23 protein-coding genes are annotated in these 24,296 nt (G+C 68.0%); 12 read left to right on the forward strand and 11 right to left on the reverse strand.

What is annotated here, in order from left to right:
- Positions 1 to 113 precede the first annotated feature (113 nt).
- The 3 genes from purM (at position 114) to AVHM3334_RS01450 (ending at position 4,165) form a co-directional block, all read left to right on the forward strand.
- Positions 114 to 1,187 (forward strand): phosphoribosylformylglycinamidine cyclo-ligase, encoded by a 1,074-nt coding sequence (gene purM / locus AVHM3334_RS01440; RefSeq protein WP_284409003.1) that lies wholly within the window; start codon positions 114 to 116, stop codon positions 1,185 to 1,187.
- A gap of 83 nt (positions 1,188 to 1,270) precedes the next feature.
- Entirely contained in the window at positions 1,271 to 2,350 is a 1,080-nt protein-coding gene (locus AVHM3334_RS01445) for an AI-2E family transporter (RefSeq protein ID WP_284409121.1), read from the forward strand.
- Positions 2,351 to 2,521: 171 nt separating this feature from the next.
- Entirely contained in the window at positions 2,522 to 4,165 is a 1,644-nt protein-coding gene (locus AVHM3334_RS01450; RefSeq protein ID WP_284409005.1) for a methyl-accepting chemotaxis protein, read from the forward strand.
- Between the two features lie 241 nt (positions 4,166 to 4,406).
- On the opposite strand, the gene AVHM3334_RS01455 is transcribed toward AVHM3334_RS01450, so the two are convergent.
- Positions 4,407 to 5,483, reverse strand: a complete 1,077-nt coding sequence (locus AVHM3334_RS01455) for an extracellular catalytic domain type 1 short-chain-length polyhydroxyalkanoate depolymerase (RefSeq protein ID WP_284409007.1) — start codon at positions 5,481 to 5,483, stop codon at positions 4,407 to 4,409.
- A 243-nt stretch (positions 5,484 to 5,726) separates the two neighbouring features.
- Here AVHM3334_RS01455 and AVHM3334_RS01460 point away from each other — a divergent pair, with 243 nt between their 5' ends.
- The 4 genes from AVHM3334_RS01460 to AVHM3334_RS01475 all read left to right on the forward strand — a co-directional run bounded on the left by AVHM3334_RS01460 (position 5,727) and on the right by AVHM3334_RS01475 (position 8,092).
- Positions 5,727 to 6,296: a cysteine hydrolase family protein gene (locus AVHM3334_RS01460; protein ID WP_284409009.1), complete on the forward strand. Its 570-nt coding sequence runs from the start codon at positions 5,727 to 5,729 to the stop codon at positions 6,294 to 6,296.
- 81 nt (positions 6,297 to 6,377) lie between these two features.
- A complete protein-coding gene (locus AVHM3334_RS01465; protein WP_284409010.1) occupies positions 6,378 to 6,686 on the forward strand; it encodes a DUF1272 domain-containing protein in 309 nt (102 codons plus the stop codon).
- On the forward strand, positions 6,683 to 7,750 hold the full coding sequence (locus tag AVHM3334_RS01470; RefSeq protein WP_284409012.1) for a GlxA family transcriptional regulator: 1,068 nt from the start codon (positions 6,683 to 6,685) through the stop codon (positions 7,748 to 7,750). Before AVHM3334_RS01465 ends, AVHM3334_RS01470 begins: the two co-directional genes overlap by 4 nt.
- Before the next feature lie 171 nt (positions 7,751 to 7,921).
- Positions 7,922 to 8,092 (forward strand): hypothetical protein, encoded by a 171-nt coding sequence (locus tag AVHM3334_RS01475; RefSeq protein ID WP_284409014.1) that lies wholly within the window; start codon positions 7,922 to 7,924, stop codon positions 8,090 to 8,092.
- A gap of 69 nt (positions 8,093 to 8,161) precedes the next feature.
- Here AVHM3334_RS01475 and argC read toward each other — a convergent pair whose 3' ends face one another.
- A complete protein-coding gene (gene argC / locus AVHM3334_RS01480) occupies positions 8,162 to 9,154 on the reverse strand; it encodes an N-acetyl-gamma-glutamyl-phosphate reductase (protein WP_284409124.1) in 993 nt (330 codons plus the stop codon).
- Between the two features lie 52 nt (positions 9,155 to 9,206).
- Here argC and AVHM3334_RS01485 point away from each other — a divergent pair, with 52 nt between their 5' ends.
- The 4 genes from AVHM3334_RS01485 (at position 9,207) to AVHM3334_RS01500 (ending at position 12,076) form a co-directional block, all read left to right on the forward strand.
- Positions 9,207 to 10,079, forward strand: coding sequence for a LysR family transcriptional regulator (locus tag AVHM3334_RS01485; protein ID WP_284409016.1), 873 nt, complete (start codon positions 9,207 to 9,209; stop codon positions 10,077 to 10,079).
- A gap of 157 nt (positions 10,080 to 10,236) precedes the next feature.
- The gene (locus tag AVHM3334_RS01490) at positions 10,237 to 10,713 is read left to right on the forward strand and encodes a ribosomal maturation YjgA family protein (RefSeq protein ID WP_284409017.1); all 477 of its coding nucleotides are present in this window, start codon (positions 10,237 to 10,239) and stop codon (positions 10,711 to 10,713) included.
- Between the two features lie 98 nt (positions 10,714 to 10,811).
- Positions 10,812 to 11,582 (forward strand): hypothetical protein, encoded by a 771-nt coding sequence (locus AVHM3334_RS01495; protein WP_284409019.1) that lies wholly within the window; start codon positions 10,812 to 10,814, stop codon positions 11,580 to 11,582.
- Positions 11,579 to 12,076, forward strand: coding sequence for a type II toxin-antitoxin system VapC family toxin (locus AVHM3334_RS01500; protein WP_284409020.1), 498 nt, complete (start codon positions 11,579 to 11,581; stop codon positions 12,074 to 12,076). The genes AVHM3334_RS01495 and AVHM3334_RS01500 overlap by 4 nt, the downstream gene beginning before the upstream one ends.
- Before the next feature lie 74 nt (positions 12,077 to 12,150).
- Here the strand turns inward: AVHM3334_RS01500 and AVHM3334_RS01505 are convergent, their stop codons facing one another.
- The 6 genes from AVHM3334_RS01505 to AVHM3334_RS01530 form a co-directional block, all read right to left on the reverse strand.
- Complete coding sequence (locus AVHM3334_RS01505; protein WP_284409022.1) at positions 12,151 to 13,383, reverse strand: DNA polymerase Y family protein; 1,233 nt, start codon at positions 13,381 to 13,383, stop codon at positions 12,151 to 12,153.
- A 103-nt stretch (positions 13,384 to 13,486) separates the two neighbouring features.
- Entirely contained in the window at positions 13,487 to 15,433 is a 1,947-nt protein-coding gene (locus AVHM3334_RS01510) for a methyl-accepting chemotaxis protein (protein WP_284409024.1), read from the reverse strand.
- 263 nt (positions 15,434 to 15,696) lie between these two features.
- Positions 15,697 to 16,263: a group I truncated hemoglobin gene (locus AVHM3334_RS01515; RefSeq protein ID WP_349816602.1), complete on the reverse strand. Its 567-nt coding sequence runs from the start codon at positions 16,261 to 16,263 to the stop codon at positions 15,697 to 15,699.
- Between the two features lie 43 nt (positions 16,264 to 16,306).
- Positions 16,307 to 17,206 (reverse strand): DUF3034 family protein, encoded by a 900-nt coding sequence (locus tag AVHM3334_RS01520; protein ID WP_284409127.1) that lies wholly within the window; start codon positions 17,204 to 17,206, stop codon positions 16,307 to 16,309.
- Positions 17,207 to 17,366: 160 nt separating this feature from the next.
- Positions 17,367 to 18,179 (reverse strand): anti-sigma factor, encoded by an 813-nt coding sequence (locus AVHM3334_RS01525; RefSeq protein WP_284409025.1) that lies wholly within the window; start codon positions 18,177 to 18,179, stop codon positions 17,367 to 17,369.
- A gap of 9 nt (positions 18,180 to 18,188) precedes the next feature.
- Positions 18,189 to 18,764: a sigma-70 family RNA polymerase sigma factor gene (locus AVHM3334_RS01530; protein WP_284409027.1), complete on the reverse strand. Its 576-nt coding sequence runs from the start codon at positions 18,762 to 18,764 to the stop codon at positions 18,189 to 18,191.
- 186 nt (positions 18,765 to 18,950) lie between these two features.
- Between AVHM3334_RS01530 and AVHM3334_RS01535 the strand changes: the two genes are divergently transcribed.
- On the forward strand, positions 18,951 to 19,127 hold the full coding sequence (locus tag AVHM3334_RS01535; RefSeq protein WP_284409028.1) for a hypothetical protein: 177 nt from the start codon (positions 18,951 to 18,953) through the stop codon (positions 19,125 to 19,127).
- A 93-nt stretch (positions 19,128 to 19,220) separates the two neighbouring features.
- Here the strand turns inward: AVHM3334_RS01535 and AVHM3334_RS01540 are convergent, their stop codons facing one another.
- The 3 genes from AVHM3334_RS01540 to pbpC all read right to left on the reverse strand — a co-directional run bounded on the left by AVHM3334_RS01540 (position 19,221) and on the right by pbpC (position 23,899).
- Positions 19,221 to 20,381 (reverse strand): alpha-hydroxy acid oxidase, encoded by a 1,161-nt coding sequence (locus AVHM3334_RS01540; protein ID WP_284409029.1) that lies wholly within the window; start codon positions 20,379 to 20,381, stop codon positions 19,221 to 19,223.
- A 178-nt stretch (positions 20,382 to 20,559) separates the two neighbouring features.
- Complete coding sequence (locus AVHM3334_RS01545; RefSeq protein WP_284409030.1) at positions 20,560 to 21,420, reverse strand: DMT family transporter; 861 nt, start codon at positions 21,418 to 21,420, stop codon at positions 20,560 to 20,562.
- A gap of 97 nt (positions 21,421 to 21,517) precedes the next feature.
- Positions 21,518 to 23,899 (reverse strand): penicillin-binding protein 1C, encoded by a 2,382-nt coding sequence (gene pbpC, locus AVHM3334_RS01550; RefSeq protein ID WP_284409129.1) that lies wholly within the window; start codon positions 23,897 to 23,899, stop codon positions 21,518 to 21,520.
- Positions 23,900 to 24,296: the final 397 nt, after the last annotated feature.

The following is a 24,296-nucleotide window of genomic DNA, read 5'->3' on the forward strand; positions in this document are numbered from 1 at the left end:
CAAGGGGCCATCCGCCGGCCCAGCGGGGACATTGGCGGGCCGGCCGGGCGGGGCCCTTAAAATCCGCCGCTCCAGCCCGCCGCGCGGGCCCACCAGCACTCACGAACCCTTCCATGAGCTCTTTCGCCCCCACCACCCCCATCTCCTACAAAGACGCTGGCGTCGACATCGATGCCGGCGACGCGCTGGTCGAGCGCATCAAGCCGCTCGCCAAGAAGACCATGCGCGAGGGCGTGCTGGCCGGCATCGGCGGTTTCGGCGCCTTGTTCGAGGTGCCCAAGCGCTACCAGGAGCCCGTGCTGGTGAGCGGCACCGACGGCGTGGGCACCAAGCTCAAGCTGGCGTTCGAATGGAACATGCACGACACCGTGGGCATCGATCTGGTGGCCATGAGCGTGAACGACGTGCTGGTGCAGGGTGCCGAGCCGCTGTTCTTTCTGGACTACTTCGCCTGCGGCAAGCTCGACGTGGACACGGCCGCGGCCGTGGTCGGCGGCATCGCCCGGGGCTGCGAACTGTCGGGCTGCGCCCTGATCGGGGGCGAAACGGCCGAAATGCCGGGCATGTACCCTGCCGGCGAATACGACCTGGCCGGCTTTGCCGTCGGCGCAGTCGAAAAATCCAAGATCCTCACCGGCAAGACCGTGGCGGCCGGCGACGTGGTGCTGGGCCTGGCATCGGCCGGCGTGCACTCCAACGGTTTCAGCCTGGTGCGCAAGTGCATCGAGCGGGCCGGCGATTCGGCCCCCGCCACGCTGGACGGCAAGCCGTTCAAGCAGGCCATCATGGAACCCACCCGCCTGTACGTGAAGAACGTGCTGGCCGCACTGGCCCAGTACCCGGCGCCCCAGGACGCGGCCTCGGCCGGCGGCATCAAGGCCCTGGCCCACATCACCGGCGGCGGCCTGCTGGAGAACATTCCGCGCGTGCTGCCCGACGGCCTGGCCGCGCACCTGAAGGCCGGTAGCTGGCCGCAGACCGAGCTGTTCGCCTGGCTGCAGAAGACGGCCGGCATCGACGACATCGAAATGAACCGCACGTTCAACAACGGCATCGGCATGGTGGTGGTGGTGTCGGCAGCCCAGGCAGAAGCCACGGCCGCAACGCTGCGCTCGCTGGGCGAGACGGTCTATGCGATCGGCACCATTGCCGAGCGGGGCGACGGCGCCGCCGTGGTCGTGGGCTGATGGAGCCGCTCGCGCCGCACGAAGTCCCGCCCTCCGCCGCAGGCTCCGTGCGCGCGGGCCCTGCGGCCAGCGCATCTTCAGGCGTGCCGGCTGGCACGCCGCCACCTGCCACTGCCGCCCCAGCGCCCCCCGCATCCGCTCCGCGCCGCGGCGTGGTCACCGCCAGCTACGTGCTCATGGCCTGCGCCCTGCTGCTGGTGATGTGGCAGGGCCTGCTGCCCGGCCTGCTGTGCGCCTGCCTGGGTTTTCTGCTCACGCGCTGGCTGGCGCCCCGGCTGGCCTGGCCGCCCGGGCGCACCGTGGCGCGGCGGCCGGGCGGTGGCGCCACGACCGGCCAGGCCATTGCCGCGGCCGTGGTCATGCTGGCGCCGCTGTCGCTGATCGTGCTGGCGGCGTCGCACTCGCGCAGCTACATCGTCGAGGCGCCGCAGCAATACCGGGAACTGCTCGATTTTCTGGCGCGCACCGTGCTGGAACTGCGCCTCAAACTGCCGCCCGACATCGCCTCCCACCTGCCCGAGGGCGCGGTCGAAATCCAGCGCACCATCGCCGGCTACCTGGGCGCCAAGGCCGGCGCGCTCGCCATGGCGGGACGGGCCTGGCTCAGCGGGCTGCTGCACGCCTACGTGGGCCTGCTGATCGGTGCGCTGGCAGCCGTGCGGACGATGGGCGGCACGCGCGGCCCGCTGGCCGAGGCCCTGGCCACGCGCATCACGTTCTTCGGCGAAGCATTCCGCCAGATCGTGGCGGCGCAGTTCTGGATCGCCGCGTTCAACACGCTGCTGACCGCCATCTTCCTGCTGGGCGTGCTGCCGCTGTGGGGCATGCAGCTGCCCTACACGCCGGCGCTGATCACGCTCACCTTCCTGGCCGGACTGGTGCCCATCGTGGGCAACCTGCTGTGCAACGCGGTCATCACCATCGTGGGGCTGTCGGTGTCGCCAGCGGCGGCCATCGCTTGCCTGGTCTTCCTGATCCTGATCCACAAGGCTGAATACGTCATCAACGCCAAGGTGGTGGGCCAGCGCACCCACATGGGCGTGTGGGAACTGCTGGCGGTGATGTTCGTGGCCGAGGCCGTTTTCGGCCCCGCCGGGCTGGTGGCGGCGCCGCTGTTCTACGCCTACCTCAAGAAAGAGCTGCAGGCCGCTCAGCTGGTGTAGGAACGGGCCAGCGGCACGCCCGGGCCGGGCCCATGGCCCCCACCCGCCCTGCGGGTTTGTGCCGAGCCGTCGCTTTCAACTCAAGCATTACGCTAGCCCCGTGCGGCACGCAGCCCTCGGGGCGGCATTCCGCGCACCATGCCCCCTCCTCGCTTTCCTTGAAAGATTCCCATGACCATCGCAAGAAAACTGGCCCTCCTCGTGCTGAGCGCCATTCTCGGCATCGCGGTGATGACAGCGTGGTTTCTGATCTCGGAGCGACAGCTGATCCTGAAAGAGCGGCAGACCGGCGTGCGCCAGGTGGTCGAGGCGGCGCACGGCATCGCCACGCATTTCCACGAACTCAGCACCAAGGGCGGCATGACCGACGAGGAGGCGCGCAAGCGCGCCGCCGCCGCCATCCAGGCGCTGCGCTACAGCGGCAACGAATACGTGTGGATCAACGACATGCACCCGCGCATGGTGATGCACCCCGCTCGCCCCGAGCTGAACGGCAAGGACCTCACCGCCAACAAGGACCCGAACGGCAAGCAGCTGTTCGTCGAGTTCGTGCGCACCGTGCAAGCCAGCGGCGGGGGCTTCGTGCCTTACCTGTGGCCCAAGGCCGGCAGCGACACGCCGGTCGAGAAGACGTCGTACGTGCAAGGGTTCGCGCCGTGGGGCTGGGTCATCGGCTCGGGGGTGTACATCGACACGGTCAACGCCACCATCTGGCAGCGCGCGCTCGGGTTCGGACTCGTGGCCCTGCTACTGGGGGCGGCGCTGCTCGTGATCGGCACGTTGATTTCACGCAACCTGCTGCGGGCGCTGGGCGGCGAACCCGGCTATGCCCGCACCATTGCCCGAAGCATCTCCGAAGGCGATCTGTCGGTGGCGGTGGACACCCGCCAGGGCGACCGCTCCAGCCTGCTGCTGGACATGCAGGCGATGCGCGACAGCCTGCACCGCATCGTTCAGCGCGTGCGCGACGGCACCGAGCACATCGCCGGGGCCTCGCAGCAGATCGCGGCCGGCAACCACGACCTGTCGGCGCGCACCGAATCACAGGCCAGCGCGCTGGAGCAGACGGCCGCCTCCATGGAGGAGATGACGTCCAACGTGAAGCAGAACGCGGACAACGCCCGGCAGGCCAGCGTGCTGGCGCAATCGGCCTCCGACGTGGCCCGCAAAGGCGGCACGGTGGTGGAGAAGGTGGTGCAGACCATGGGCTCCATCGATGCGTCGTCGCGCAAGGTGTCGGAAATCACCGGGGTGATCGAAGGCATCGCGTTCCAGACCAACATCCTGGCGCTGAACGCGGCCGTCGAAGCGGCCCGGGCCGGCGAGCAGGGGCGTGGCTTCGCGGTGGTCGCCACCGAGGTGCGCAGCCTGGCGCAGCGGTCCTCCGAGGCCGCCAAGGAGATCAAGACCCTGATCGGCAACTCTGCCGAGCAGGTGAGAGCCGGCACCCAGCTGGCCCAGGAGGCCGGCACCACCATGCAGAACCTCGTGGACAGCGTGCTGCGCGTATCGGCCGTGATCGAGGAAATCAGCCAGGCCAGCCGAGAGCAGACCGACGGCATCGAGCAGATCAACGAAGCCATCTCGCAGATGGACCAGGGCACGCAGCAAAACGCCGCCCTGGTCGAGCAGGCCACCGCTGCGGCCGCCTCGCTGCAGCAGCAGGCCAACGAACTCAGGCAGGTGGTGGCCGCTTTTCAACTGCACAGCGCTGCGGAAAGCGCCGGGGAATCGGGGCATGGCAGGGCACAGGCCGCGCTGCGGCGGCCGGGACCGGCGACTGCACTCGCACCGGCACTTGCACGATTGAATTGACACGGAGCCCTTCGAGCACGGCAGGCCTTCCTTGCCGCTCATCGCATCGCGCCAGCGGTGGGTCAAGGGGTCGAGGGGTCGAGGGGTCGAACGATAAGGGCCTGAACGCCTGGTGCATCCCGGACCAGGCCGCCTGAACGGTGGCGGCCACAAAGCCGCAACGCCGCGATTTGCTATTATTTCAATAGCAATCAAGGCATATGAATCAACGGCATCAGGCCCTTTTCGCCGTGATTCCGCATCACTCCGATTTGAACTGCCTCGCCACGAATGCCCAGATCAGCGCCGAGGCGTCCGGGCCTTCTGGGTCGCTGTAGGGCAGGCTGGCGGCGCCGCCGCTCCAGGCATGGCCCAGGCCCTGGATTTCTCGCAGGGCCACCACCGTGCGGCCCTGCCGCTTGAACTCGGTCAGGCGGGTGGCGTGCCGCTTGCCGCGCTGCTGCATGCGCGCGGCACCGGCCTTGGCGCCCAGCGCCTGGGCCCACAGCTCGGCGGTCGCGCAGGCGTTGCGGGGCGACACCACGCCGTCGCCCTCGCCGTGCAGCACCAGCAGCGCGGGCAGCGGCATCGGGCCTTCGGCGGGGGCCGGGCCCATGCCCAGCACCGGGGGCGCTGGCACCGGCAACAGCGCTTCGCGGCGGCCGCCCATGGCCGCCATGGCCTGCGCGGACGATTCTGCCGTGCCCGGCGCCACGCCGGAATGCATGGCCACCGCGCAAAAACGCTCGGGGTAGCGTGCCGCCAGCAGCACCGCCATGCAGGCCCCGGCCGACAGGCCGGCCACCGCCACGCGCGTGAGATCGACCGGGTGGCGCCGCGCGATCTGGTCCACGGCCCCCATCAGCGTGGCCGCTTCGGCATGCGCCTTGCCGTTGCGGTGCGAAAACCAGTTCCAGCAGCCCTGGGCGTTGGCGATGCGTTCCTGCTCGGGGTACAGCACCAAAAAACGCTCGCGCGCGGCCAGCCGGTTCATGCGCGAGATGGCGGCCAGATCGGCGCCGGTCTGGCCGCAGCCGTGCAGCATCACCATCAGGGGAAGTTTTTCGCCCTCGCGCAAGGCGAGGCCAGGGGGAATGTGCAGATGAAAGCGCCGTGCGCCGGCCGGGCCAGGGGCGATGCCCCCGATCCACTCGCCAGCGCCGGGAGGCAGCTTGCGTGGCGCCCGGGCCTTGGGGGTGGCGGCGTTGACCAGCGACAGCAGGGGCCTGGCCGCCGCCTTCACCCGGGCAGGGCGCGTGGCGCGGGCCAGCGCCTTCAAATTGCGCTGGTAGGCCCGGGTGAACACGGACAGAGAGAACAGGCGGGAGCTGCGGGGCATGAGCGGTCGTCCAATCGGCGGGGTAGCAGGGTCACCATACCAGTTTTGCTGCACTGCAGCATTTTTCGAGCCCGTCTGCGGTGGAATTGGCGCAGATGCCCTACAAACAGAGCGTCGCCAGACTGAAAAATCCAGCCAATTCATGTCCTGAAATGATCGATTTTCGGCCGCCTCCGCCCGGACGCCGCCCGCCAGCGCAAACACAATGAGCGGCATACTCCCACCCTTGCGAAGGCCCTCTCCGTGAAAATCTGTCTCATAGTGATCGACGTGCAGGAATCGTTCCGCCACCGCCCCTATTTCACCGAAGCGAGCCTGCCGCCCTATCTGGCCGCGCAGAACGCGCTCATCGACGGCTGCGTCGCCCGGGGCGTGCCCGTGGTGCGCGTGCTGCACAGCGATGGCCCCGCCGAACCCGGCAACCCGTTCGCCATCGAATCCGGCCACGTGCGTCCGCTGGACGGTTTGGCCCCCTTCGAGGCCGCCGCCACCTTCACCAAAGAGCGCCACAGCGCCCTGGTGGGCACTGCGCTCGGCGTCTGGCTCACCCAGCACGGCATTCAGCGCCTGATCGTGAGCGGCATTCGCACCGAGCAATGCTGCGAGACCACCACGCGCCACGCCTGCGACCTGGGCTGGGAGGTGGACTACGCCCTCGACGCCACCCTGACCTGGGACATGGTGCAGCCCGACGGCCGCCCGCTGACCGCCGACGACATCCGCGCGCGCACCGCCACCGTGCTGCAAGACCGCTTCGCCACCGTGTGCACCGCCGCCCAGGCACTGGCGCGGGTGGATGCCGCTGCGGCCTGACCGGCACCGTCTTCAGCACTCCCCCTTTTCCTGACCCCTTTTCATTCATCCACCACCCCATTTTTCGAGAAAGAGCACGCCATGCTGGAACTGCGCCCCACCTGCGAAAACTGCAACACCGCCCTGCCCCCCGCCTCGGCCGATGCCCGCATCTGCAGCTTCGAATGCACCTTCTGCGCCTCCTGCGTGGACCGCGTGCTCGGCAACGTCTGCCCCAACTGCGGCGGCGGCTTCGCCCCGCGCCCCATTCGCCCCGCCCACAACCACAAGGGCAACAACTTCCTGGGCAACGACCCCGCCAGCACCACCGTGCGCCACCGGCCGGTGGACCCCGCCGCGCACGCCGCCTTCACCGAAACCCTGCGCCACGTGCCGCCCACCCAGCGATGAGCGGCAACGGCAGCAGGGATCGCAAGAGCGGCAGCGGCGCCACCAGGGGCGGTGCCGCGTCGGTGGCCGTGGCCGCAGCCACTGCCGCGCCCATCCACGTCTATTTCGCGCTGCTGCCCGGCAGCCTCGTGCTGGACTGGGCAGGCCCCGCCGAAGCCCTGCGCATCGCCAACCAGGTGCTGCAGTCGCGGGGCGTGGCGCCGGCCTTCGTGCTGCACTTCGTCAACCCCACGCCAGAGTCGGTCACCTCGGTGGGCGTGGCGCTCTCCGGTCTCGCTCCGCTGCCGGCCACGCTGCCGCACCCGGCCTGGGTCGTGCTCGTGGGCCTGCCGGGCCAGCGCATCGACGTGCAGCGCAGCGAGGCGCGCGAACTGCTGCACTGGCTGCGCGGCCTGCGCCTGTCCGCCGGGCGGCTGGAACTGGTGACCGTGTGCGCCGGCGCCGTGCTGGCCGCACACGCCGGGCTGCTGGCCGGGCGCCGCGCCACAACGCACCACCAGCACCTGGCCGAACTGGCCGAGGTGGAACCCCGCTGCGACGTGGTTGCCAACCGCGTCTTCGTGGCCGACGGCGCCCTGCACACCAGCGCGGGCGTGACCACCGGCATCGACCTGGTGCTGCACCGCATCGCCGATGTGTGCGGCCCCGCCGTCGCCGCCGAAGTGGCGCAGACCATGGTGGTCGCCCTGCGGCGCGGCCCGCACGATCCGGAAATGTCACCCTTTCTGCACCACCGCAACCACCTGCACGGCGCGCTGCACCGCGTGCAGGACGCCGTCGCTCAGCAGCCCCAGGCGGAGTGGAGCGTGCCCGCCATGGCAGAGGTGGCGCACGCATCGCCACGGCACCTGACGCGACTGTTTCTGGACCACGCCGGCATTGCGCCGCTGCAGTATCTGCGCCGGATTCGCCTGGCCACCGCCGAGGCCGCGCTGCGCGCGGGGCGCAACGTGACGGCGGCGGCGGAGATGGCGGGGTTCAGTTCGGACACGCAACTGCGGCGGGCATGGAAGCAGTTCGGGCGCGGTGGCACGCCCTCGCGGGTGGGCGAGCTGGGCGGCTGACAGGTGCCAGCGCAAGCTGCGACATCGAATGCCGCACCGGCCCCTGGCTGCCGCGGGCCGCAACGCGCGCGCACCTACCAGGGCTCGTCCGACCTCTTCCTGCTGCGCACGCAAGACCCAGGCGCGGGCCGAGGCAAACTACCAGCAGTGAATCGCCATCGAGACACTGCGGTGGTGGCTGACTTCAGCCAGGCAGCCTTCGCGAAGGCCGGGGCGATTTCATCGTTTCAAGATCACAGCCAGGAAGATTTCAAAGATGGATTGGGTTCCTATCGTTTTCATTGTGTTCAAGGTTCTCGTTTTCGGCGTGGGCATGTTTTTCGCCATCAAGTGGCATCATGACCAAGCCAAGAAGAATAAAAAGTAACGAGGTCGGCAGGCCGCAAGCGATTCGAACCGGCGCCGGACGCATCAGCCTCCCGCAGCGCCTTCAAACTCCAACGCTCCAGAGGGTGCCCGCGAAGCCCCGGCCATCCACCGCAGGTTCTGCACCGCCGCCCCTGCAGCCCCTTTCCCCAGGTTGTCCAGCACTGCGCTCAACACGATCTGCCCCGTGCGCGCATTCCACGAGACGGCCAGACTCATGTCGTTCGATCCGTTGTGCACCTGCGGGTCCAGCTCGATGACGGGCGCGGCAGCCGACATGGGCACCACATGCACATGCGCCGCATCGCGGTACCGCTCCACCAGGCATTCGTGAATGCGCGCGCCCGAAGCCTGCGCCGGCAGCAGCCTCGCATGCAGCCCGATGGTGAGCACGATGCCTTGCCGATAGCTTCCGTAGGCCGGCACGAAAAGGGGCCGCGCCGCCAGGCCGGCGTAGGCTTCGATTTCGGGCACGTGCTTGTGCTCCAGGCCCAGGCCATAGAGCTTCAGCGAATGCGAGCCCGTGCCGGCCTCGTGCGCTTCGGCCCCCGCCCTGCCCTGGCCCGAATACCCGGACACGGCCTGGATGACCAGCGGATAGTCGGCGGGCAGCAGGCCTGCATCCGTCAACGGTCGCAGCAGGGCCACGGCGGCGGTGGGGTAGCAGCCCGGATTGGTGACCCGCGACGCGGCGGCGATGCGCTCGGCTTGCCGGGCGTCGAGTTCCGGCAGGCCATAGACCCATCCCGGGCTGGTGCGATGGGCCGAGCTGGCGTCGATGACGCGCACCGCAGGGTTCTCGATCATCGCGACCGCATCGCGCGCAGCGGCATCGGGCAGGCAGAGGATGGCGATGTCGCAATCGTTCAGTGCCTCGCGCCGGGCGGCGGCGTTCTTGCGCAAGTCGGCAGGCAGGGTGCGGATGCGAAATTCGCTGCCCCGCAGGCGGTTTTGAAGGTCCAGGCCGGTGGTGCCCTGGTCGCCGTCGATGAAGATATGGTGGTTCATGGGGTGCGATCGTAGGAGCGCAGCGCCGATGGCTCCAGCTGAATATATGCAACCCCGGCTTCAGAAAAATTAAACTGTCCCGATGCGAGAACTGAGCCTTGACCATCTGCGGACCCTGGTTGCCATTGCCGATCTCGGCTCGCTGGCGAATGCCGCACGCGCCCTTCACCTGGCTGCCCCCACGGTGACCGTGCAGATCGCGGAGCTGGAGTCGCGCCTGGGCGGCCAGTTGCTCATTCGCGGGCGCGGGCCTGCACAGCCGACCGCCTTGGGCGAGCGATTCATCGCGCGGGCGCGCAGGCTGCTGGCCGACGCCGACGATGCGGTGGAAGACGTGCGCCGGCAGCTTGCCGGCCAGACGGGCCGGGTGCGGGTGGGCGCCTCGACGGGCGCCATCGCGCACCTGCTGCCGCCCGCGCTGGAACGCCTGGCGCGGGCGCATCCCGGCGTGGAGGTGAACGTGCAGGTGCTCACCTCCAACGAAAGCATGGCCCGGCTCGCCGCAGGCAGCCTGGACCTGGCGGTGGTGGCGCTGCCGCAGGTGCCGGTGCGCGGAGTCCACGTCACGCCCTTGCGGCGCGAGGCGGTGGTGGCCTTTCTTCCGGCGGCCTGGAAAGCGCCCCGGCGGCTCACGCCCCAGTGGCTGGCCGAGCGGCCGCTGATCATGAACGACCCGTCCACGCGCCTGTACCGGCTCACGGCGGAATGGTTCTCTGCGGCAGGCCTGCACTGCCGGCCACGCATCGAGCTGAACTACAACGATGCGATCCGCACGCTGGTCGCTGCGGGCTACGGCGCGGCGCTGCTGCCGCAGGAGTCGTACGAACCGTCGCGTGATCCACGCATCGCCGTGCGCCCGCTGAGCCCGGCGCTGTGGCGGCAACTGGGCCTGGCAGTCAGCGACCGGGACACGAGCGGGCCGACGCGATTCGTGCTGGAGGCGTTGCGGCCCTGACGCGCGTGGGCGCTCGGCGATACTGCCGACCGCACGGCTTCGAGCATTGCAGGCCCGCTCCTGTTCTTCCCTCGCCTTGGCTTGGCCTGGCCCTGTCTGGACTCCACTGCCCCGCCATTCTTTTCTTCTTTTTCGTCTCTTTTCTTTCAGCCTTCGCATGGTCCATCCGCTCCTGCCACCCGCCGCTTTTCCGCCCCATCCTGCCGCCCCTCGCCACCGCGCCGTGTTGGTCGCGGGCATCGCCGCCACCATCGCGCTGGGGCTGGCTTCGCGCCGCTGGCCGGGGGTGCTGTTTCCCGAGGCGCTCGGCAAATACCCCGGCGACGCGCTATGGGCGCTGATGGTGATGTTCGGCTGGGCCTGCGTGAGGCCGCGCATGGCGCCGGTGCGGCTGGCTGCGCTGGCATTGGCAACGTCGTTCGCCGTGGAGTTCTCGCAGCTGTACCAGGCGCCGTGGATCAACGCGATCCGAAGCACCACGCCGGGCCATCTGGTGCTGGGGTCGCGGTTCGGTGCGATGGACTTGGTGGCCTACACCGTGGGCGTGGCCTGCGGACTGGGGCTGGATGCGCTCCGGCTGGCTTGGCTGAGCAAAAGAAAATCCCGCGAAACCCTTTCGCAAGATATTCGCTAAATGGAGGTCAGTGAAAGTAAATTGAAACTTCGCACAGGGCAGCAAAGCCTTTGCCAAGGCGCTGGCAAAGGACGTTTTCCCCGTGGGAGAATGCCCGCATGGCTGCCGACCGCATCACCATTGCTTTTGAAGATAAATCGCAGGGATACGCGATTTCGCCGGATCGTGTCCCACTCTCGATGCTTGCAGAGTTTTCAGCCGATGTAGCGAAGCTGGTGCGCGGAAGCGAGAAGGAAGTAGATACCGACGAGATTGAGGTAAAGATCGTTGACGGGTCACTGGCTTTTGCGTTCTTGCCCCCTGCTTCGGGAAGCTTTTTAAGAGACCTCCGAGCACTTGCAGCGTCGACAAACTTGGCGCGCATAGATCACAAGCGGCGAGCTGTCTTGGAACGGTGGCAAGCCAGCACCAAAAAGACGGCGCATCGCTCCATCAAAATTGCCACGAATGCAATTTCGCAGGCCATCGTCATTGACAAAGACAGCGACTTTGTTGCCCAAGAGGTGGATCAATGGGTCAGTGTGGAACGGTATGTCCGGGGCGAAATTACTGATCTTGGCGGTGCGGGCACGTCAAACGCTCATGTGGTGCTGCCTGACGGCAAGAAGCTGACCGTCCGCACAGACAAGGAATTGATCCTGGCGGAACGCAGCAATCTGGTCTACAAAACCGTTCATTTGAGAATTCGGGCCAAACTCAACATCGCCACGGGCGAGCTTCGAGACGCATCTTTGATCGAGTTCGTCAACTATCAGCCGAGCTTCGACGAAGACGAATTCAAGCGGTTCACCGAGAAGGGCAAGAAGGCCTGGGCAGACGTCGATGATCCGGCCCAATGGGTACGCGAGCTCAGAGGTGGCCAGGGATGAATGGAGCCCTGCTCGACACAAGCTTTCTGATCACTCTCAGCAAAGAAGACCGCGAACATCATCTGGTGGCGAAGGAGTACTACCGGGCTTGCCTGGAACGGATGATTCCCATGTACCTATCGGCCATCGTCATTTCCGAGTTCGAGGTGCGGCAACCGATCACGGACCTTCCGCTGCATAACTTTCTGGTGCTGCCGTTCAATTTTGACGACGCGCGGGCTGCGGCCGCTCTGGCAGCGCCGGGCGCCAAAGCACGTCCCACCGGCTATCCACGCGATACCGCCAAAGATGACCTGAAACTTCTTGCACAGTGCGAGATTTCCGGTATCTCCCATTTCCTCACGGACGACAACCAGTGTGTGAAGAAGATCGAAACGCTGCGAAAACAACTGCCCGAGAGATCTCTACCGATGGGTGTTTGGTGCGACGAGGCATTCGACGACGCGCTTTTCCACGGAAATCAGCGCGGCCTCCCAGGCATGCCATCTCAATGAGCTCTTGAAGCGGATAGATTCACGCGTGCTTGAAAAGCACTTCGGCGTGATCTGCAGCACCAAGAAACACCCTGTCAGTCGAACAGCCCCGGCGTCATCGGCGCTTTTCGCACCGTGGCCGCCTCGCGCGCGGCCTCCTCGGTCAGCAGATTGCCCACCCGCACGCCCAGCAGGCGCAGGCGCTTGTCCAGCGGAACGCGCTTGAGGCACTGTCCGGCCGCGCGGCGGATGGTGTCGGCATCTTGCGTGGGGTGGTCGATGGTGAGGTCGCGCGTGGCGATCTTGAAATCGTCGTAGCGCAGCTTGATGCCGATGGTCTTGCCCGCATAGCCTTTGCGCTGCAGGTCGCCGGCCACGCGCTCGCACAGGTCGGTGAAGATGCGGCCCAGTTCGGCGCGGTCGCGCACGGCGTGCAGGTCCCGGTCGAAGGTGGTTTCTCGGCTCATGGAGACGGGCTCGCTCTCGGTGACCACGGGGCGGTCGTCGCGGCCCCAGGCGGCTTCGTGCAGCCAGGCGCCGCTGGCCTTGCCGAAGTGACGCACCAGCCAGTCGCGCGGGCGCGCGGCGAGTTCGCCCACGGTGTGAATGCCATAGGACTGCAGCTTGGCGTCGGCCTTGGGGCCGATGCCGTTGATCTTGCGGCAGGCCAGCGGCCAGATGGTTTTCTCCAGATCGCCCTCGTGCACGATGGAAATGCCGTTGGGCTTGTTGAACTCGCTGGCCATCTTGGCGATGAGCTTGTTGGGCGCCACGCCGATCGAGCAGGTCAGCCCGGTGGCGTCGAGGATGCTTTTCTGGATGAGCTGCGCCAGCGACCGGCCACCATTGCGCTGGCCGCCTGGCACGTGCGTGAAGTCGATGTACACCTCGTCCACGCCCCGGTCCTCCATGACGGGCGCGATGGAAAGGATCACCTCCTTGAACAGGCGCGAAAACCGCCGGTACGACGCGAAATCGACCGGCAGCAAGATGGCCTGCGGGCACAGGCGCGCGGCCTTCATGAGCCCCATGGCCGAGCCCACGCCGAACTGGCGCGCCGGGTAGGTGGCGGTGGTGATGACGCCACGGCCCACGTAATCCTTGAGGCGGGGAAACGCATCGATGGGGATGTCGGCCTTGCGGCCCGCGAACTCGGCGGCCAGCGCCTCGTCGGGCACGCGCCGCCCGCCTCCGATGACGGCGGGCAGGCCCTTCAACTGTGGGTAGCGCAGCAGTTCCACGGAGGCGTAGAACGCGTCCATGTCCAGATGGGCGATGCGGCGTGGAAGGGTCGGTGCGGGCTCGGGTGAGGCGGTCACGCCCGCCATTGTCCATGCGCCCGCACAGTGGCGCGCAGGCGGCGCGGGATGGCCCCGCGAGGCGGCGGAAACACGCCGGGCGGTGTGCCGCCCGGTGCCCGCCGCCAGCCGCTCAGTTCAGGCGCAAGGCGCCTGGCTCGCCCGCCAGGCGGAACACGGCCACCGTGTCCACCAGTTGCTGGGCCTGTACCTTGAGGCTCGCAGCGGCGGCAGCGCTTTCTTCCACCAGAGCGGCGTTCTGCTGCGTGACCTGGTCCATCTGGCTCACGGCTTCGCCGACTTGCGAGATGCCGGAGCTTTGCTCGGCGGTGGCCGCGCTGATTTCCGTCACGATGTCGCTCACGCGCTGAATGGAAGCGACGATTTCGCTCATGGTGGTGCCCGCCTCATCGACCAGGGCCGAGCCGCGCTCGACGCGCTCCACGCTGTCGTTGATGAGGGTCTTGATTTCCTTGGCGGCCTCGGCGCTGCGCCCGGCCAGCGAGCGGACCTCGCTCGCCACCACGGCGAAGCCGCGGCCCTGTTCGCCGGCCCGGGCCGCTTCCACCGCGGCATTCAGCGCGAGGATGTTGGTCTGGAAGGCGATGGAGTCGATCACTCCGATGATGTCGGCGATGCGGCGCGAACTGCCGTTGATGCCCTTCATGGTTTCGACGACCTGGCCCACGACCTCGCCGCCGCGAACGGCCACACCCGATGCGCTGCGCGCCAACTGGCTGGCTTCGCGGGCGCTGTCGGCGTTGTGCTGCACGGTGGAGCCCAGCTCTTCCATGGACGCTGCGGTTTCCTCCAGCGAACTGGCCTGCTCTTCGGTGCGCTGGCTCAGGTCGGCATTGCCCTGCGCGATCTGCAGGCTGGCGTTGGCCACGCTTTCCGCATTGCCGCGCACCGAACCCACCACATCGCTCAGGCGGTCGTTCATGGTGCCGAGGGCCTGGAGCAGCCGCGCGATCTCGTCGCGGCCCTGGCTCTGCACGCGGGTGCTCAGGTCGCCCTGCGCCACGGCTTCGGCCAGATGCACGGCCGCCTCGACCGAGCGGGTGGTGGCCCGGGTGACGATCCACATCACCCACGCGGCCAGCGCCGCCAGCAAGGCCACGGCGCCCAATATCAGCAGCATGTCGCGGCGCATCGCCTGGATGCGCGCGTTCATCGTATCGGTGAGCACGTCGAAGGACACGGCCACCAGCGCGAACTGGGTGTCGATGATGCGGGTCATCTGCGCCACCCATTGGGTGGACGGCATGGACAGCGTAGTGGCCTGGATGACGTTTTCGTCGGCGAGCTTGAAGCCCTCTTCGGCCGCGGCCAGCGCGGCCTTGCGGGCCGCCTCCACCTGCGGCGGCAGGTTGCCGCCGGAGGCCAGTTCGAGAGTCTTGCGGGCATCGCCGTAGTGCTGGCGGGCGCGATCCACAAGCGTTTCGATGCGGGCCCTTTCTTCGGGCGAGGCATCTCCGCGGGCGAGCACCAGGGCACCGCGTGCGCGCATCTGGCCCAGCGATTCGGTCAGGTGCGGCAGGTGGGTCAGCGCAGCCCGCTGGAGGAAGTAGCTGCCCGGATCCGAATCCAGGGAGATGCCGGAGCTGTTGGCCACGTCGTCGATCAGGCCCAGTTCGCCCGCCACCAGCACAACGTGGCGGGCGTTGCTCTGTGCGCCCGTGATGGACTTTGAGCCCACCGCTGAAACCAGGGTACGCCACTCTTCAGACACGGCAGCCAGCTTGGCGGTCAGGGCACGGTCGTCGAGTCCGGTGGCAGCGGCCTGGGCCCGCGCGAATGCGGTTTCGACCTCGGCCTGCTTGGCTTGACGCGGTGTGTTCAGCGAGGCATCGCCCCCGAGAAACGCCGCAGACAGGCCACGATGCTGTTGCGTCAGTTGCACCAGCTTGAGCAGTTCCTTGGCAGGTGCGACGCCCAGGTTTTCCCGTTCGACAGTGCGCAGGCTGGTCCAGTTGACCTGCAGCAGCAGGGTGGTGGGAATGGCGAACATGAAAAACGCCAGCGCGCCGATGAGCAAGAACTTGTGCGAGATCCGGAGGTTGTTGATCCAGTGGGTCATAGGTCAATCTCACTGGCAAATGATGTCACCAGTTGTAAAAATTAAAACACCGCGGACTTGATAGAAACACTCAATACCGGGCCGTAGGAGAATGCCCAATTTCACTTTTTTGCAGTCAAATCAGGCGATTCCATCATTTTATTGACTCAAGCCGCGCAGCGTTGTTCACCGGCGTATTACACACACAGATACACAAAGATACTAAAAAATTTGACTTATCACCAATTCAGTGCATTGCGCCGAATGCACTGGATTGGTGCTTGTCAACGCACCGTGATGACGTCCCGGTGCATGGGCGCGAGAAGTGCCAGTAAACGGCCTTGCTGCGTAAAAGCAACGCCTTGCTCGTCCATCGAGTCCTGAAGCAACTCGACCAATACGTTGAAATCGCGCTTTCGGATTTCCAGGTCTGCGTGGGCCGACTTCATGTCCGCGCCTTCGTAGCGGCACGGCCCGCCCGCGAGCAGACAGACCTGGTTGGTCAGGCTGTCTTTCAGGGCCTGGGGCTTGGTTTCCTTGAAGAGGTGGCCGATGCGCGCGTCCTTGAAGGCGCGGTCCACCAGGCCATTCATGATCCGCGCAATGCCGGGCTGGCCTCCGAGCGCGTCGAAAAGCCCTTCTGGCGCGACCTTGCCCGCCGCGCCAGCGGCCACGGCGCCGGACGGGTCGGGCGACCCGGCAGGGCCAGGCGCGCTGGCAGCCCCCGGGGCAGTGGCCGCTGCGGGCGGCATGGCGGGCTGAATGGCAGGCGTCTGGGCCGTGGCGCAAACGGCCACGAGCGTGATGGCGAGCCCGGCAAAGGCCGTCTTGGTGGGAGTGCGGATCGGCATGGTGCGTGCGTCCTTGTGGCTTGGCCCGGCTCGATTCAGAGGATCAATAGGCCGCCTGCACCGACAGGTACAGGCCGGTCTGGCGTCGGTAGCCCGTCACGCCGGGCACGATCAGCCCGAGGTTGACGTAGGCCAGCGTGATCGAGGTGTGCTTGTTGGGCGCCCAGGCAATGAACACATCGCGCCAGTCGTCCTCGCGCAGCGCCGCGCCCAGGCCCGCCGAGGCACCGATGGCCTGCAGGTTGTCGGGCTTGAAGCGGTATTCGGCACCGATGGCCAGGTCGCGCCGCAGCAGGTACGCCACCGAAATCTCGGGCTGCAGGCTGCGGCGGTGGCGCCCGGGCGCCGATCCGCCGAAGCCCAGCAGGCCATTCTGGTTGGCATTCGTGTAGCGCAGCGTGGCGCTCAGCACGAGGTTGCGGTCCAGTAGGAGTTTCGTCGCGGTCACGTAGAGGTCGGTGCCACTGGTGTCGGCCCCCAAAAATTCGATGACCTTGCTGGCGGATGCCGGATCGAGCCGTTTGTGCTCCACGCCCACCGCCACTTGGGGCATGGCGTTGTCGGAATCGAGCACCGCATCGCCGAGCAGGCGCACCTTGACCCCGACGATGTCCATCTTGAGGTGCAGATTGGGCTCCACCCCGAAAGCCGCCACGCCGTTCAGCGCCACCGCCGGGGCAGCGTCGAAGTTCTGCCGCGCCACGGAGACTTCGACCCGCTCGTTCCAACCCAGGGCCGCGCCGTAGCTGGTCAGCCCGTAGTCACGGGTGCGGGTGCGGGTGGTGAAGGCGCTCATGCCGATCTCGCCTTCGGTGGCGTTCGATCCCACGACCGCCCACGGGGTGAGGCCGCCGCCGGCCGAGCCCGCGATGTTGCTCACGCCGCCCGTCAGCAGCAGTTTGCCGGTTTCGGCCCGTGCAGAGCCCGTGGCCGCCACCAGCATGAAAAACCCGGTGGTCCAGGCCACCGCGGAGAACCAAGGATTGAGGTACATGGAAGGTCCGTCGGAAGCAGCGCCAGCCTGCGCCGTAGCACAGTGTTACCGATATCGTCCGATGGCGGAAGTCCGGGATTCCACCCGGCAGAAATGCGATGGTCCCGCGCTACAGCATGCGCTCGATCAATGCACCCTTGAACAGCACCGGCCCGGTGGGGCCCGTTTCACTCGGCACACCGCCCCGCGGCTCCAGGCTGATCGCCAGCGTGGGCACGTTCTTGACCGCGCTTTCAGGCGTGCTGAGGGTCAGGAGCGCCTGCTGCCCGAGCACGCCCAGCGAGCGCGGACCGCCACCGGGCGGCAAGGCCCACAGTTGCAGGGATTGGTCGCTGCCTTCCTGGAAACCACCCACGCGCTGCAGCACCAGCGCGTTCTTCTGCGCATCGAAGGTAACGAGCATGGAGGGATCGGCCTTGGCGTCGGCCAGCACGGCCACATAGCGCACCTGCGGCGTTGCCGCCAGTTGCTGGCGCAGCTGGGCAATCTGCGCGCCGCTTTCGGTGCGCAGGTGCTGGTGCGTCTGCAGGCCCACCACCACGGCAGCCACGGTGGCCAGCGCGCCCAGCGCCGCCGCACCGCGCCACAGCAGCACGCTGCGCAGCCAGCCACCACCGCCGCTGTCGCGGCCATCGGCCTGCGCCTGGACGGCACCCTGGCGGGCGGCCCGCATGGCTTCACGCGCCTTCTCGGCCTGCACCAGGTTGTGAATGCGCAGCCACACCTCGGGCGGCGGCGCCTGCTCGGCCTGCAGTTCGGTCAGCCCGGACCAGCGCGACTGCCACACCAGGGCGGCGGCCCGCACACCGGCATGCTCGCGGGCCAGGGTTTCGAAGCGGCGGCGCGCACCGCCGCGCAGCGTGCCCAGGGCATAGGCGGCGGCCAGGCGGTCGAGGAGTTCAGGGGTTTTGGACAGGTTCACAGTGGCACCTCATGCGTAGCGCGACAGGCATTCGCGCAGCTGGCCCAGGCCCCGGCGGATCCAGGTCTTGACGGTGCCCAGCGGCAACCGCAATTGCTCGGCCAGTTCGCCGTGGCTCAGATCGCGCAGATACGCCAGGCTGACGACTTCGCGATGGCGATGTTCCAGCCGGCCCAGGCACTGGTGCAGCGCGGTCGCCTGCTCGCTGGCCTGGGCGATGTCCACCGGCGAGGGCACATCGGCCTGCAGGCTCTGCGCCATCTCGTCGTCGAACGCCTGGGTGAGCTGGGCGCGGTCGGCGGTGCGCCGGCGCAGAAAGTCGAGCGCCCTGCTGCGCACGATGAGGCCCATCCATGCCATGGGCGGGCTCAGTGTTTCGCGGTAGCTGCCGGCCACCCGCCAGATGGTGAGATACGCCTCCTGCAGCACGTCCTCGGCCCATTCGCGGTTTCGGAGCACGCGCAGCGCAACCCCGAAAAGGCGCGACGACGTGTGGTCGTACAGACGCTTGAGGGCGGCATCGTCACGCCCCGCGACTTGGTCAATGAGTGCCATCAGTTGGGTATCCGTCAGGGAGGTGCTCATGCACGCATTGTGTGAGAAAAAGTACACGATCGGCCATGCCCATCAGTACGGCAGGTGTGGGCTGGCGGATACAAGGCCCTCATGCTGGCAAGGGCTCTGCATCCATTCGGCCGATGCCCGCGTATTAAGGTGAACGGCAGGGCTCAGTCCTTGTCAGCCTCTTTTTCCGACCCACCAGGAGACAGCATGCGAGACACCCGATCCAAGGCCCTTCCCTTGAGCCACCCGCATTCCATGAAGCGCCGCGTCGCCTTCGCCGCCAGTGCCGTGCTGCTGGCGGCCGGCGCGTTCTACGCAGGCAAGAGCGCGGTGGCGCAAGAACTACCGCCTCCCTGCTCCGCGATGCCAGCGGTCATCGGTTGACGCGGGCTTTTTGATCAGCGGCATTTGCTACAAATTTTGTAGCATTACTCCCTAGGGGAATATGCGCTGCGGCCATTTCTGATCTGAAGCCTCTCACACCGGATAGGTGCCCGGCAGCAGGATCGACCGGTCCACGCGGTGGATGTCCGTGTGGCCGCAGAAAGCCATGGTCACGTCCAGCTCCTTCTGGATGATCTGCAGCGCGCGGGTCACGCCTGCTTCGCCGAAGGCGCCCAGGCCGTACAGAAAACTGCGGCCGATCAGCGTGCCGCGCGCGCCCAGCGCCCAGGCCTTCAGCACGTCCTGCCCGCCGCGAATGCCGCCATCCATCCACACCTCGATGTCCTTGCCGACCGCTTCCACGATGGCCGGCAGCGCGTGGATCGACGAAGGCGCGCCGTCGAGCTGGCGCCCGCCATGGTTGCTGACGATGAGCGCATCGGCGCCGCTGGCCACGGCCAGGCGAGCGTCCTCGGCGTCCATGATGCCCTTGAGGATCAGCTTGCCGCCCCAGCGCTTCTTGATCCATTCCACGTCGCGCCAGTTGAGCTGCGGATCGAACTGCTCGGCCGTCCAGGACGACAGCGACGACAGGTCGCCCACCCCCTTGGCGTGCCCCACGATGTTGCCGAAGCTGCGCCGCTGCGTGCCCAGCATGCCCAGGCACCAGCGCGGCTTGGTCGCCAGGTTGAGCAGGTTGGCCACGGTGGGTTTCGGGGGCGTGGACAGGCCGTTCTTGATGTCCTTGTGGCGCTGGCCAAGAATCTGCAGGTCCAGCGTGAGCTGCAGCGCCGACACGCCTGCCGCCTTGGCGCGGTCGATCAGGCGCTCGATGAAGTCGCGGTCGCGCATCACGTACACCTGGAACCAAAAGCCCGGCCCGGCGTGCCTGGAGACGTCCTCCAGCGAGCAGATGCTCATGGTGGACAGCGTGAACGGCACGCCGAATGCCTTGGCTGCGCGTGCGCCGAGAATTTCGCCATCGGCATGCTGCATGCCCGTGAGACCCGTGGGCGCGATGGCGACCGGCATGGCCGCCTCCTGCCCGACCATCAGCGTGCGCGTGGTGCGCCCTTCCAGGTTGACCGCCACGCGCTGGCGCAGCTTGATGCGCTGAAAATCCTCGCTGTTGGCGCGGTAGGTGCTTTCGGTGTACGAGCCCGAGTCGGCGTAGTCGTAGAACATGCGCGGCACGCGGCGCTTGGCGATGACGCGCAGGTCTTCGATGCAGGTGATTTTGGAAAGATCGGCCAAGGGGAATGCTCCTGGTTTTTTTCTGAAAGCCGCGCCCCACCACGGCGGCAACACGGAGCACGGGCATCGTAGCGGCTGCCCCCTGCCAGGGGCTGAAGACTTTTCCCCGGGGGTTGAGAAATTTTGAGGGCCGGCGCCACACCGCATGGCAGCGGCCGGATGTGAACGGCCCGGCCTTTTATCGGCGCGCCAGCGCCACACCCAGGATGGCGACCACGAAGCCCACGATCTGCAGCCCGGTGAGCGTCTCGCCGAAGATGAACCACGCCTGCAGGGCCGACAGCGGCGGCACGGCCAGCACCAGCGCAGCGGTGCGGGTGGCTTCGCCGTGGCGCATGAGCCAGATCAGCAGCGTGGCGCCGCCGATGGACAGCACCAGCACCGCATAGGCGAGGTAGCCCCACAGCAGCGGAGAGCCGTCCCAGCGCGGCTCGCCGAAGACCAGGGCCATGAGCACCAGCACCGCGATGGCGCCCACGTTCTGCACCGCGCTGGCGCTGCGCAGGTCGCCCGCCGCGAGCGGCGACTTCTGCACCATCGATCCCACCGTCAAGGCCAGAATGCTCCCCGCCGCCGCCAGCAGAACGGGCAGCGACAACCCGGCCGCACCGGCGCTGACGGCCAGGCGAGGCCACAGCACCATCGCCACGCCGCTGAAACCCAGCGCCAGCCCCGCCCAGGTGCCCGGCCCCAGCCGGCCGCGCAGCAGCGTCACGGCGATGAGCGCCGTGAACAGCGGTTGCAGCGCCCCGATGAGCGCCATCACGCCCGAAGGCAGGCCCTGTGCCATGGCCCACCAGCTCGGCCCCACGTACAGGCCGCTCATGAGCGCGCCCGCGACCAGATGCAGGGCGATGCGGCGCGGCCCGCGCGGCCATTCCACACGGGCCCAGAGCGCCGCCGCGCCGAACAGCACGGCCACGCCGACGAAACGCGCCGCCAGGAACCAGAACGGATCGGCGTGCGCGGAAACGCCACGGCCCACGAGAAAGCCCGTGGACCAGATGACCACGAACAGCAGCGGAGCGAAGGCGGTCATGCGGCGCTCCGGGGCGCAGCGGCCAACCACGGCGTGCGGCGCATTGCGCCACCGCCGCAGGGGAGCGCGGTGGAGGCACCGCGCGCGAAGCATCGTTTCATTTTTTCAATCCTGCGCCCCGCACTTCGAGGCTGATCGTATCGAGCACCTGCCCGCCACCGTCCACCAGTTCCACCCGGTGCCGCCCGGGCCAGGGGAGCCACGCCCACTGCACGCCCCGGCCCTGCACGCGGCCATCGATGCGCCACCGCAGGTCGGCAAGCCCTTCGGAGGGCGTGGCCGCGAACTGCAGCCGCTGGCGATCGGGCGGAATGTCGGGGTCGAGCGCCACGATGGTGCCGGGCGCGGGCGCCAGAATGCGGGCGGTGGGGGCCTGCAGGCCGTCGTCAGGGGCGTCGGCGGCAGCGCGGCCCGGGTTTGAGCGGTTTTGCCGTGCTGCCGCCGTCTTTATTGGTTGCATTGCTACGATATCTATAGCAAAAAGCGGCTGCTGCGTTCCAGCGATGAACCATTCCTGCCGGGCGCTTTCGAGCTGGCGGGTGCCGCCGGGCTCGGGGCCGAAACGCACGGCAGCCTGCACCATGCCGGCGGGCGGCGCCGGCGGGCTGCTGCGCACGCCAGCGCCTGGTCCGGCGTGGTGCAGCCAGCCCATGATCTCGGCCCAGATGGGCGCGGCGCCGCTGGTGCCGCTCACGTCGTGCATGGGTGCGCCGCTGGCGTTGCCCACCCACACGCCGACGGTGTAGCGGCGCGACCAGCCCAGCGCCCAGTTGTCGCGCATGTCCTTGCTGGTGCCGGTTTTCACGGCGGTCCAGAAACGGGTGGCCAGCACGCTGTCGGTGCCGAAGGTGCGCGCGCGCGCGTTGCCGTCGGACAGGATGTCGCCCACCAGGAAGGCGGCGCGTGCATCGATGGCGGGGGTGGCCGATGCTGCGCCCGCGGTTGCCGTCGCGGTCGCAGAGATCGCGAAGGCCGTGCGCGAAAGCGCACTCGGCGTACGGCCCGCTGCAACGGGCGTCACGGCCACGGGACCGTATCGCCCGCCGTTGGCCAGCGCGCGGTACGCATTGGTCAGGTGCAGCAGCGGGACCTCGGCGCTTCCGAGCGCCAGGCTGTAGCCGAAATAGTCGCCGCTCTCGCGCAGCGGCAAACCCAGCGCCCGCAACTGGCGAAAGAAGGCATCGGGCGACACCATCACCAGCGTGCGCACCGCCGGCACGTTGAGCGACGCGGCCAGCGCCGTGCGCGCGGAAACCCAGCCCTTGAACTGGCGGTCGTAGTTCTGCGGGATGTACAGGCCACTGGCGGTGGGAATGTGCGCGCTCGAATCTTCGATGAGCGACGCCGCCGTGAGCCGCTGCTCGCTGAACGCCTGGGCATAAAGAAACGGCTTGAGAGTGGAGCCGGGTTGGCGCAGGGCCAGCACGCCGTCCACTTCGCCCGCCTGGCTGAGCAGGCCGGAGGAACCGACCCAGGCCAGCACCTCGCCCGTGGCGTTGTCCAGCACCACCACGGCCCCGTCTTCCACGTTGCGCCCGCGCAGCTCGCGCAGGTGCTGGTGCAGCGTCTGCACCGCGAATCGCTGCAGGGGCGCGCTCACGGTCGATGCGACACGCTCGCGGCGCTGCGGTGGCTCTTCGGCCGGTGTCGTGGCCGGTGTTGCGGCGGGCGATGGCACCGGCGCGTCCACCTGCCGCAGCAGATAGCGCGCAAAGTGCGGCGCCACGCCATAGGCCCCGTCGAACGCCCGGCGCTGCAGCGCGGCGGTGGTGAACAGATCGAGCGCGTCGCACGAAGGCACCACGGGCTTTTGCATTTCGCGCAGCACACCGCAGGCACGCTGCGCCACCGCGGCGGCCCGGGCATTGGGCGCGCGCACCAGCGCCGCGGCGACGGCGGCCTCGCGCTCGTCCAGGCCATGCGCGGCCTTGCCGAACAGCGTGCGCGAAAGCGCGTCGATGCCCACGATCTCGCCACGGAACGGCACCAGGTTCAGGTACGCCTCCAGCACCTGGTCCTTGCGCCAGCGGCGTTCCAGCACCTGGGCCGCCACGGTCTGGCCGAGCTTTTGCACCACCGTGCGTCCGCCCGGCCCCTGCCGCCAGTCGCCGTCGAGCAGCCCGGCCAGTTGCATGGTGAGCGTGCTCGCGCCCCGCGTGCGCTGGTTCCACAGGTTGCCCCAGGCCGCCGCCGAGACCGCCCGCCAGTCCACGCCGCTGTGTTCGTAAAACCGCTTGTCTTCGCTGAGCACCAGCGCCGTGCGCAGCGCGGGCGACACCTCGGCCAGCGGCACCCATTGGCCGCGCCGCACGGTGGCGTCGGTGCGCAGGCGCTGCAGCACCTCGCCCTCGCGCGAGAGCACCAAGGTGTCCGACGGGCGATAGTCCGCGCGCACTTCGTTGTAGGTCGGCAAGGCCCAGGCGGCCGGGGCAGCAATGCCCACCAAGGCCAGCGTGAGGAACGTGCGGCCCGCGGCCATCGCAGCCATCGCGGTTTTTTCACGGCGGCCGGTGGCGGGACCGGCGTCGCAGAAAGAGAAAGGCACGCTTCGCCGCGGGGCGTGGCGGCGCAAGGTGGCGATGCCGCGCACGACCGCGAAAGTTACCGCGAGAAAGTCCAGGGCCATGGGAAGAAGGGGTGGGTCGAAATCGAAGAGAGCAAAGCCCGGCCGACAGGCCGGCCGCGACCGTGGATTGTCGCCTCCTCTCGTGACCGCCCCTCGCCCCGGCTTTGCACCGGGGGCCGTCCGCACCCTGAATCGCGGACGCAGGGCGGGCCCTTCCGATTCTCGCGCAGGCGCTACCGCATGCCGCTCAAGGACCTGCACGGGCCCTGGGGACTTTCGCCGATCGAGCCGTGCCCTCGTGTAACCCTTG

This window comes from Acidovorax sp. SUPP3334, from assembly GCF_030159055.1.
Taxonomy (GTDB): Bacteria; Pseudomonadota; Gammaproteobacteria; order Burkholderiales; family Burkholderiaceae_C; genus Paracidovorax.

Coding starts and splice junctions, on each gene's coding strand:
- pbpC (WP_284409129.1), bottom strand. CDS start 23,899: ATGGCCGCGGGCCGCACGTTCCTCACGCTGGCCTTGGTGGGCATTGCT.
- AVHM3334_RS01535 (WP_284409028.1), top strand. CDS start 18,951: ATGCGAGACACCCGATCCAAGGCCCTTCCCTTGAGCCACCCGCATTCC.
- AVHM3334_RS01520 (WP_284409127.1), bottom strand. CDS start 17,206: ATGCTGGTGGCGGCCACGGGCTCTGCACGGGCCGAAACCGGCAAACTG.
- AVHM3334_RS01485 (WP_284409016.1), top strand. CDS start 9,207: ATGCGAGAACTGAGCCTTGACCATCTGCGGACCCTGGTTGCCATTGCC.
- AVHM3334_RS01495 (WP_284409019.1), top strand. CDS start 10,812: ATGGCTGCCGACCGCATCACCATTGCTTTTGAAGATAAATCGCAGGGA.
- AVHM3334_RS01545 (WP_284409030.1), bottom strand. CDS start 21,420: ATGACCGCCTTCGCTCCGCTGCTGTTCGTGGTCATCTGGTCCACGGGC.
- AVHM3334_RS01515 (WP_349816602.1), bottom strand. CDS start 16,263: ATGCCGATCCGCACTCCCACCAAGACGGCCTTTGCCGGGCTCGCCATC.
- AVHM3334_RS01505 (WP_284409022.1), bottom strand. CDS start 13,383: ATGGCGGGCGTGACCGCCTCACCCGAGCCCGCACCGACCCTTCCACGC.
- AVHM3334_RS01490 (WP_284409017.1), top strand. CDS start 10,237: ATGGTCCATCCGCTCCTGCCACCCGCCGCTTTTCCGCCCCATCCTGCC.
- AVHM3334_RS01510 (WP_284409024.1), bottom strand. CDS start 15,433: ATGACCCACTGGATCAACAACCTCCGGATCTCGCACAAGTTCTTGCTC.
- AVHM3334_RS01530 (WP_284409027.1), bottom strand. CDS start 18,764: ATGAGCACCTCCCTGACGGATACCCAACTGATGGCACTCATTGACCAA.
- AVHM3334_RS01470 (WP_284409012.1), top strand. CDS start 6,683: ATGAGCGGCAACGGCAGCAGGGATCGCAAGAGCGGCAGCGGCGCCACC.
- AVHM3334_RS01450 (WP_284409005.1), top strand. CDS start 2,522: ATGACCATCGCAAGAAAACTGGCCCTCCTCGTGCTGAGCGCCATTCTC.
- purM (WP_284409003.1), top strand. CDS start 114: ATGAGCTCTTTCGCCCCCACCACCCCCATCTCCTACAAAGACGCTGGC.
- AVHM3334_RS01500 (WP_284409020.1), top strand. CDS start 11,579: ATGAATGGAGCCCTGCTCGACACAAGCTTTCTGATCACTCTCAGCAAA.
- AVHM3334_RS01455 (WP_284409007.1), bottom strand. CDS start 5,483: ATGCCCCGCAGCTCCCGCCTGTTCTCTCTGTCCGTGTTCACCCGGGCC.
- AVHM3334_RS01465 (WP_284409010.1), top strand. CDS start 6,378: ATGCTGGAACTGCGCCCCACCTGCGAAAACTGCAACACCGCCCTGCCC.